Here is a 7,626-nt window from a genome sequence, read left to right on the forward strand (position 1 = left end):
CTCACCCCATGACCGATGGGGTGAGAACGGCGCCCTCGGCGTGTTCCCGGCCGGGTCCTACGGTTGTCGCGGGCCCTCCGCAGCCGCCAGCAGCTCCCGCAGCAGGTCGGCCAGTTGGCCGGCCTTCTCCGTGTCCAGGGCGGCCAGGGCCTCCGTCTGGGCGTCGACACCGACACCGACCGCCTCGTCGACGCGGCTCAGTCCCTCCTCCGTCAGGGTGACCTGGAGGCCGCGCCGGTCGTGGGGGTCGGGGGAGCGGCGTACCAGCCCGGCCCGCTCCAGCTTGTCGAGCCGGCCGGTCATCCCGCCCGTGGTGAGCATCAGCGTCGACGACAGCTGACGCGGCGAGAGCGTGTACGGCTCACCGGCCCGGCGCAGGGTCGCGAGCACGTCGAACTCGCCGCGCCCGATCCCGAACCGCGCGTACGCCTTCTCCGTCCGGTCGCCCATCGCGCGCGCGAGCCGGTAGATACGGCCGAAGACCTCCATCGCGGCGGTGTCCAGATCGGGGCGCACCACCGCCCACTGGTCGATGATCGCGTCGACGGGGTCCCTGCGCTGCGGCGGTTGTGCACTCATGCGCCGAGTATCGCCGAGGATCGGGTGCCAACGGTCACACGCAAGAAAGTTGCTCACCGAAAAGTTACTCACTGGAAAGTGGATTGACGGCAAGTTGCTTAGCGCTAAGCTAATTAGCGCCGACCTACTTGAAGGGTGTGCCCATGCCCGCGATCCGCCCCGCCCACCTCCCCGTCATCCTCCTCACCGCCCTCGCCCCCATCTCCTGGGGCACCACCTACGCCGTCACCACGGAGTTCCTCCCGCCCGACCGCCCCCTCTTCACCGGTCTGCTGCGCGCCCTGCCCGCCGGGCTCTTCCTGCTCGCGCTGACCCGGGTGCTGCCGCGCGGCGCCTGGTGGTGGAAGGCGGCGGTCCTGGGCGCGCTCAACATCGGCGCCTTCTTCCCGCTGCTGTTCCTGTCCGCGTACCGGCTGCCGGGCGGTATGGCGGCGGTCGTCGGGTCGGTCGGCCCGCTGTTCGTCGCCGGGCTCGCGACCGTGTTCCTGGGCGAGTGGCCGACCGTACGGACCCTGCTCACGGGTGTCGCGGCGGCGCTCGGCGTCAGTCTGGTCGTGCTGAAGGCGGCGGGGGCGCTGGACACCGTGGGTGTGCTGGCCGCGCTCGCCGCCACCGCGTCGATGTCGACGGGCACCGTCCTGACGAAGCGCTGGGGCCGTCCGGACGGTGTGGGCCCGCTCGCCCTCACCGGCTGGCAGCTGACCGCCGGGGGCCTGCTCATCGCGCCCCTCGCCCTGCTCGTCGAGGGCGCCCCGCCCGCGCTGGACGGCCGGGCGGTCGGCGGGTACCTCTACCTCGCGCTGGCGAACACGGCTGTGGCGTACTGGCTCTGGTTCCGTGGCATCGGCCGGCTCACCGCGACCCAGGTCACCTTCCTCGGCCCGCTGTCCCCGCTGACCGCCGCGATCGTGGGCTGGGCGGCCCTCGGCCAGGCCCTGACGCCGCTCCAACTGGCGGGCATGGGGCTGGCGTTCGGGGCGACGGTGGTGGGGCAGTTGGGGGTGCGCCGGGTCGGGGCTGGGGCCGGGGTCGGGTCCGGATCGGGGGCTGACCCCGCGCTCGGCGCCGGGGTGCGGAAGGCTCGGGGCCCTGTCCTGGTGCCGCGTCGCTGATCGAGAGATCGAGAGATCGAGAGATCGAGGGGCCAAGGGGCCAAGGGGCCAAGGGGCCAAGGGGCCAAGGAGCCAAGGAGCCGGGCGATTCAGGCGAGCAGGGCGGCGACCTCGTCGCGGATCGACGGCATGGCGGTGTAGAGGGTGCCGGGGCAGTCGGTGGCCGCCCAGTGCCGGTGGCCGCCGATGATCGGCGCGGGCCGGCTGACCCCGCTGACGGGGTTGACGTAGACCACCTTGCCCAAGGGGGCGAGCGTGTGCCGGGCGGCGAGGTCGGCCAGGAGCTGGACCAGGGCGGTACGGGCGGCCGACGAGGGGGGCGTGGTGGTGAAGGTGCCCAGCAGGGCGATGCCGATGTTCCCCGAGTTGTACCCCTGGACGTGCGCGCCGGTGACCATCCGCCCCGAGGCGTCGTGCGCGGGCGTTCCGTCGGTGCCGGACCAGCGGCCCTCGTACACCAGACCGTTCCTGTCGATCAGGTAGTTGTAGCCCATGTCGCCGAATTCGGCCGCGTCGGTGCGGTAGATCGCGCGGACCACGGCTGCCGGGTCCGGGTCGCTGCTGCCGTCGTCGGTGTGGTGGACCGTGAGCGTCTGGACGGGGTAGTACTCGGACGGCCACAGCTCGGTGCCGCCGGCGAAGCGCAGGGTCTCGTCGGCGCCCCAGTCCGCGCGGGACAGCAGCGTGTACGAGGCGGTGGGCGCGGCCGAGGCGGGGCCGGCCAGCGCGCTCAACGCGGCGCCGGCTCCGAGGGCGGTCAGGAACGCCCGCCGGGGCAACGGGGGAACCGGGCGACTCGTCATGGGCTCTTCCTGTCGGGTATCAGGGGGAGTTGGCTAGAGGGCCGAGATGGCGCAGGCGTCCTTCGGGGCGTAGAGCCGGGACCAGGTGCTGGGGCCGACGATGCCGTCCGCACCGCCGACGGTCTCGTTGCAGGTCTGTACCCAGTGGACGCCCGCCAGCGTTCTGGCCCCGTAACTCCCGTCCTCTTCCAGCCAGTTGGGGTAGGCGCTGTAGAAGTTGACGAGGCACTGCACCTGACTGACCGCGTTGCCCGTGCTGCCCGGGTTGACCGTGGGCCGGGCGGCGTCGTCGATGTAGTTGCAGTTGGTCTCGGCCGCCGAGGCGTTCGCCGTGGGCGCGCCGATGAGGAGCGCCGCCCCCACGGCCAGTACGGCGGTACTGCGGACGAACGTGCGCATGGTGCCTCCCTCGAAGAGTTCGGAAAGCCGAACGGCGCGCTCCGGTCACCCGGGGCGCGCCACTCGACTCAGGGCGCGGATCCGCGCCCCAAAGGGGCGCGGGGAACTGCGCGATCAGCCCCCACCAACCCGCAGAAAACGATCCGCCCGACCCGCGGAGCGCTCAGCGAGAGTCGGCGAACGTCTTGAACGCGGCGCGGGTCCCCGAGCCCGCGTCCCCGTCGATGGCCCCCGTGTAGCCGTAGTTGCGCAGCAGACGCTGCAGTGCGCTGACCGTGCCGCTGCCCGGGTCCCCGTCGATCGCGCCGGTGTAGCCCCAGTACGTCTTGAGGCAGCGCTGGAAGGCCTTCCAGCTGTTGGTGCCGAGCAGCCCGTCGATGCTGTCGTTGTAGTCCCAGTACTCCGCCAGCCAGCCCTGGACCTTCTTGGCCTGCGCGGTGCTGAGGCCGAAGTTCTGCGTGGCGAGGATGGTGACGGACTGGGTGCTCGCCATGGGCGCGGCGGCCGGCGCGGCCGACGCGAATCCGACCCCCGTGCCCAGCAGGCTTCCACCGGTAATCGCGGCGACGGTCGCGGCACTGACGAGTGACCTGGTCAAAACACTCTGTCGCATTCGTTCCCCCTGTTCGGGCTGTTCAGATCGTTCATGTCGTTGGTCGCACGGAGCTGTTTTCGGACGATCCGTGAACCGCTTTCGCTCTGACCTTGTCAGCTCTGTCGGGGCATCGACATACTTTTCCGCCTGAGCGTAAAAGCCGAGGTCGGCGAGGTGAATTGAATGCTCCGGATCCATTTCACGGACGCCGATCTCGCACGTGTCCAGGTGGCGGCCAGGCCGGATCCGCTCTGGGACATCTATTTCAGCCTGTGCCGATTCCAGATCCGCAAGGGCCTCTGGTCGTACGCCGGTTGGCATCGGAGCGCGCGCGAGGCGCTGCACGGCAAGGGCCTCGCACCGGCCGTTCGCAACGTGCTGCTTCCCCTTTATCCGGGAGGCACCTATTTCCCGGACTTCCTCACGCCGGGTGAAGCGTCCGAGGGTCTGGACGCGGGTCTGGACGCGATTCTCGGCCTGCCCCGCCAACGCATACTGCGCGAACTGAACATTCTGGACCAGGTGAACGGCGCCCCCGCCTGGACCCGCCAATTGACCGATATCGGACCGCGCAAGGAATTCGTCCAGACGGTCCGGGCCTATTACGACGTCGCCATCCGTCCCCACGGCGACCACATTCAGGCCCATATCGACGCCGACCGCTCCGTCCGCGCCAGGGCCCTGCTGGACGGCGGCATGGACGGGCTCCTGGCCGGGCTGGGGCCGTACATGCGCTGGCGGCGGCCCGTCCTGGAGGTCGAGTACGCCGAGGACCGGGACCTGTACCTACAGGGGCGCGGCCTGACGCTCGTGCCCTCGTACTTCTGCTGGGGCGCCCCCGTGTCGCTGGCCGACTCCGGTCTCCCGCCCGTCCTGGCCTACCCGTTGCGCCACGCGGCCTCCCGCACCGACGGGACCGGCGGGACGGGTGCGACCGGTGCCCAGAACCCCCGGGCCCCGCTCGCCGCGCTCCTGGGCACGACCCGCGCCGTCATCCTCCAGGCGACGGCGGCCGGCGCGACGACCGGCGAACTCGCCCGCGCGGCGGGTGTGTCGGCGGCGTCCGCGACCCGCCACACCACCGTGCTGCGCGACGCCGGCCTCCTCGTCAGCCACCGCCACGGCCCGTCCGTCCTGCACACCCTGACGCCCACGGGAGCGGCGCTGCTGCGCCCGGACCCGGCGTAGCGGGCGTAGAACGCGGCTGAGGGCGCCCGGCATCCGAGGCGCCCTCAACTCCGTACAACTAACCAACTACCTACCGGCCGGCTACTCGGCCGCCGCGTCCGCAGCCTGTGCCCTGAGCGCGCGCTCGACACCGGAGCGGGACTCCGAGACGAGGCGGCGCAGGGCGGCGTTCGGCTCGGCGGAGGCCAGCCAGGCGTCCGTCTTCGCCAGGGTCTCCTGGGACACCTGGATCGCCGGGTAGAAGCCGATGGCGATCTGCTGGGCGATCTCGTGCGAGCGCGAGTCCCAGGCGTCCTTGACCACCGCGAAGTACTTGTCGGTGTACGGCTCCAGCAACTCGCGCTGGTCGGTCTGGACGAAGCCCCCGATCACCGCCTCCTGGATGGCGTTCGGCAGCTTGTCGGACTCGATGACCGACGCCCAGGCCTCCGCCTTGGCCTCCGGCGTCGGACGGGCCGCCCGGGCCGTGGCGGCGTGCCGCTCACCGGCAGCCGTCTTGTCCCGCTCGTACTCGCCCGCGATCTGGTCCTCGTCGAACCGCCCGACGGCCGCCAGCCGCTGGACGAACGACCAGCGCAGCTCGGTGTCGACGGCCAGCCCCTCGACGGTCTGCGTGCCCTCCAGGAGGGCGTCCAGCAGGTCCAGCTGCTCCGGCGTACGGGCCGTGGCCGCGAAGGCGCGGGCCCAGGCCAGCTGGTGGTCGGAGCCCGCCTCGGCGGCCCGGAGGTGGGCCAGCGTGGCGTCCGTCCAACGGGTCAGCAGGGCCTCGCGGGCGGCCGGGTCGGCGTACAGGTCGATCGCCAGCTTCACCTGCCGCTGGAGCGACTGCACGACGCCGATGTCCGACTCCTTGCCGATGCCCGACAGGACGAGGGAGAGGTAGTCGCGGGTGGCCAGTTCGGCGTCACGGGTCATGTCCCAGGCGGAGGCCCAGCACAGCGCGCGCGGCAGCGAGGCCTCGAAGTCGCCCAGGTGCTCGGTGACGAAGGCGAGGGACGCGTCGTCCAGACGGACCTTGGAGTACGACAGGTCGTCGTCGTTGAGCAGGATCACGGCCGGCCGACGCCTGCCGACCAACTGCGGTACGGCCGTCAGCTCGCCGTCGACGTCCAGCTCGATACGCCCGTCCTCGTCGTCGCGCAGCAGCTTGCCACTGGCTTCGTCGAGGTCGTAGAGCCCGACTGCGATCCGATGCGGCCGGAGAGTGGGCTCCCCCTTCGCACCTGCCGGGAGCGCGGGCGCCTCCTGCCGAATGGCGAAGGAAGTAATAACCCCGTCCGCGTCCGTCTCGATCTCGGGGCGCAGGATGTTGATACCGGCCGTTTCCAGCCACGACTTCGACCAGGCCTTCAGATCGCGCCCGGAGGTCTCCTCCAGCGCGCCGAGCAGGTCGCTGAGCCGCGTGTTGCCGTACGCGTGCTGCTTGAAGTAGGCCTGCACGCCCGCGAAGAACGCGTCCATGCCGACGTACGCGACGAGCTGCTTCAGTACGGAGGCACCCTTGGCGTACGTGATGCCGTCGAAGTTGACGAGGACGTCGTCGAGGTCGCGGATCTCGGCCATGATCGGGTGGGTGGACGGCAGCTGGTCCTGGCGGTAGGCCCACGTCTTCATGGAGTTGGCGAAGGTGGTCCAGGAGTGCGGCCAGCGCGAGCCGGGCGCGTAGGCCTGGCAGGCGATGGAGGTGTAGGTGGCGAACGACTCGTTCAGCCACAGGTCGTTCCACCACTCCATGGTGACGAGGTCGCCGAACCACATGTGCGCCAGTTCGTGCAGGATCGTCTCGGCGCGCACCTCGTAGGCGGCATCCGTGACCTTCGACCGGAACACGTACTGGTCGCGGATGGTGACCGCGCCCGCGTTCTCCATGGCACCGGCGTTGAACTCCGGCACGAACAGCTGGTCGTACTTCTTGAACGGGTACGCGTAGTCGAACTTCTCCTGGAACCAGGAGAAGCCCTGCCGGGTGACCTCGAAGATGGCGTCCGAGTCGAGGAACTCGGCGAGCGAGGGCCGGCAGTAGATACCGAGCGGCACGGTCTGCCCGTCGACTTCGTACACGCTGTGGACGCTGTGGTACGGCCCGACGACGAGCGCGGTGATGTACGTCGAGATCCTGGGCGTCGGCTCGAAGCGCCAGACGTCGTCCTTGGGCTCGGGCGTCGGCGAGTTGGAGATGACGGTCCAGCCGGACGGCGCGGTCACCGTGAACTGGAAGGTCGCCTTGAGGTCGGGCTGCTCGAACGAGGCGAACACGCGGCGCGCGTCCGGGACCTCGAACTGGGTGTAGAGGTAGGCCTGTTGGTCGACGGGGTCGACGAACCGGTGAAGGCCCTCACCGGTGTTGGTGTAGGCGGCGTCGGCGACGACGCGAAGAACATTGCGCCCGGCGAGCAGTCCCCGCAGCGCGATCCGGGAGTCCTTGAAGACCTCGTCGGGGTCGAGGGCGTCCCCGTTGAGCGTGACCTCGTGGAGGGTCGGGGCCACCAGGTCGATGAAGGACTCCGCGCCGGTCTCGGCGGAGTCGAAGCGCACCGTGGTCACGGACCTGTAGGTGCCGCCCTCCTGCGCGCCGGAGAGATCGAGTTCGACCTCGTACGAGTCAACGGTGAGCAGCTTCGCCCGCGCTTGCGCCTCTTCGCGGGTCAGGTTTGTGCCAGGCACGCGGTCATCTCCTCGTATGTGTGGGTTGCGCCATCCTTCCATGGGATCCGTGGCCGACGCGATGTCCGGAACCCGCCGGTGAGACGGCACGCATTCGGCCACCGATCTTGAAAGGCCGCGTCGTGCTGACGATGCGGCGCGCGAGTTGGTTCCCGTCGGGGAGCCGCCGGTTTTCCTCGGGGGCTCTGCCCCCGAACCCCCGTATCGCGCTAGAACGCGCTCGTCCTCAAACGCCGGACGGGCTGGATGGTGCCGGCCGGGGCTTGATCTTTTAGCCCGTCCGGCG

General features: G+C 70.5%; 7 protein-coding genes. 2 read left to right on the plus strand and 5 right to left on the minus strand.

The genetic code is table 11. The features are described from left to right. Window positions 1-57 precede the first annotated feature (57 nt). On the minus strand, window positions 58-579 hold the full coding sequence (locus ACWDR4_RS49335) for a MarR family winged helix-turn-helix transcriptional regulator (protein WP_450418667.1): 522 nt from the start codon (window positions 577-579) through the stop codon (window positions 58-60). Window positions 580-722: 143 nt separating this feature from the next. On the opposite strand from ACWDR4_RS49335, the gene ACWDR4_RS49340 reads away from it, so the two are divergent. Then, on the plus strand, window positions 723-1,691 hold the full coding sequence (locus tag ACWDR4_RS49340) for an EamA family transporter (RefSeq protein WP_450418669.1): 969 nt from the start codon (window positions 723-725) through the stop codon (window positions 1,689-1,691). Window positions 1,692-1,780: 89 nt separating this feature from the next. Here ACWDR4_RS49340 and ACWDR4_RS49345 read toward each other — a convergent pair whose 3' ends face one another. The 3 genes from ACWDR4_RS49345 to ACWDR4_RS49355 all read right to left on the minus strand — a co-directional run bounded on the left by ACWDR4_RS49345 (window position 1,781) and on the right by ACWDR4_RS49355 (window position 3,506). Next, window positions 1,781-2,494: a peptidoglycan recognition protein family protein gene (locus tag ACWDR4_RS49345; RefSeq protein ID WP_450418671.1), complete on the minus strand. Its 714-nt coding sequence runs from the start codon at window positions 2,492-2,494 to the stop codon at window positions 1,781-1,783. A gap of 33 nt (window positions 2,495-2,527) precedes the next feature. After that, complete coding sequence (locus tag ACWDR4_RS49350; RefSeq protein WP_450418672.1) at window positions 2,528-2,893, minus strand: peptidoglycan-binding domain-containing protein; 366 nt, start codon at window positions 2,891-2,893, stop codon at window positions 2,528-2,530. A gap of 163 nt (window positions 2,894-3,056) precedes the next feature. Further along, window positions 3,057-3,506, minus strand: a complete 450-nt coding sequence (locus ACWDR4_RS49355; RefSeq protein ID WP_450418673.1) for a peptidoglycan-binding domain-containing protein — start codon at window positions 3,504-3,506, stop codon at window positions 3,057-3,059. Between the two features lie 165 nt (window positions 3,507-3,671). On the opposite strand from ACWDR4_RS49355, the gene ACWDR4_RS49360 reads away from it, so the two are divergent. Beyond that, window positions 3,672-4,676, plus strand: a complete 1,005-nt coding sequence (locus ACWDR4_RS49360) for an ArsR/SmtB family transcription factor (RefSeq protein WP_450418675.1) — start codon at window positions 3,672-3,674, stop codon at window positions 4,674-4,676. An 81-nt stretch (window positions 4,677-4,757) separates the two neighbouring features. Here the strand turns inward: ACWDR4_RS49360 and pepN are convergent, their stop codons facing one another. Next, on the minus strand, window positions 4,758-7,340 hold the full coding sequence (gene pepN / locus ACWDR4_RS49365) for an aminopeptidase N (protein ID WP_450418677.1): 2,583 nt from the start codon (window positions 7,338-7,340) through the stop codon (window positions 4,758-4,760). Window positions 7,341-7,626: the final 286 nt, after the last annotated feature.

The sequence above is a fragment of the Streptomyces sp. NPDC000878 genome (assembly GCF_053599695.1).

What these genes read in the sequence shown, in the direction of transcription:
- ACWDR4_RS49335 (WP_450418667.1), bottom strand. Translation starts at nt 579, where the DNA reads ATGAGTGCACAACCGCCGCAGCGCAGGGACCCCGTCGACGCGATCATC.
- ACWDR4_RS49340 (WP_450418669.1), top strand. Translation starts at nt 723, where the DNA reads ATGCCCGCGATCCGCCCCGCCCACCTCCCCGTCATCCTCCTCACCGCC.
- ACWDR4_RS49345 (WP_450418671.1), bottom strand. Translation starts at nt 2,494, where the DNA reads ATGACGAGTCGCCCGGTTCCCCCGTTGCCCCGGCGGGCGTTCCTGACC.
- ACWDR4_RS49350 (WP_450418672.1), bottom strand. Translation starts at nt 2,893, where the DNA reads ATGCGCACGTTCGTCCGCAGTACCGCCGTACTGGCCGTGGGGGCGGCG.
- ACWDR4_RS49355 (WP_450418673.1), bottom strand. Translation starts at nt 3,506, where the DNA reads ATGCGACAGAGTGTTTTGACCAGGTCACTCGTCAGTGCCGCGACCGTC.
- ACWDR4_RS49360 (WP_450418675.1), top strand. Translation starts at nt 3,672, where the DNA reads ATGCTCCGGATCCATTTCACGGACGCCGATCTCGCACGTGTCCAGGTG.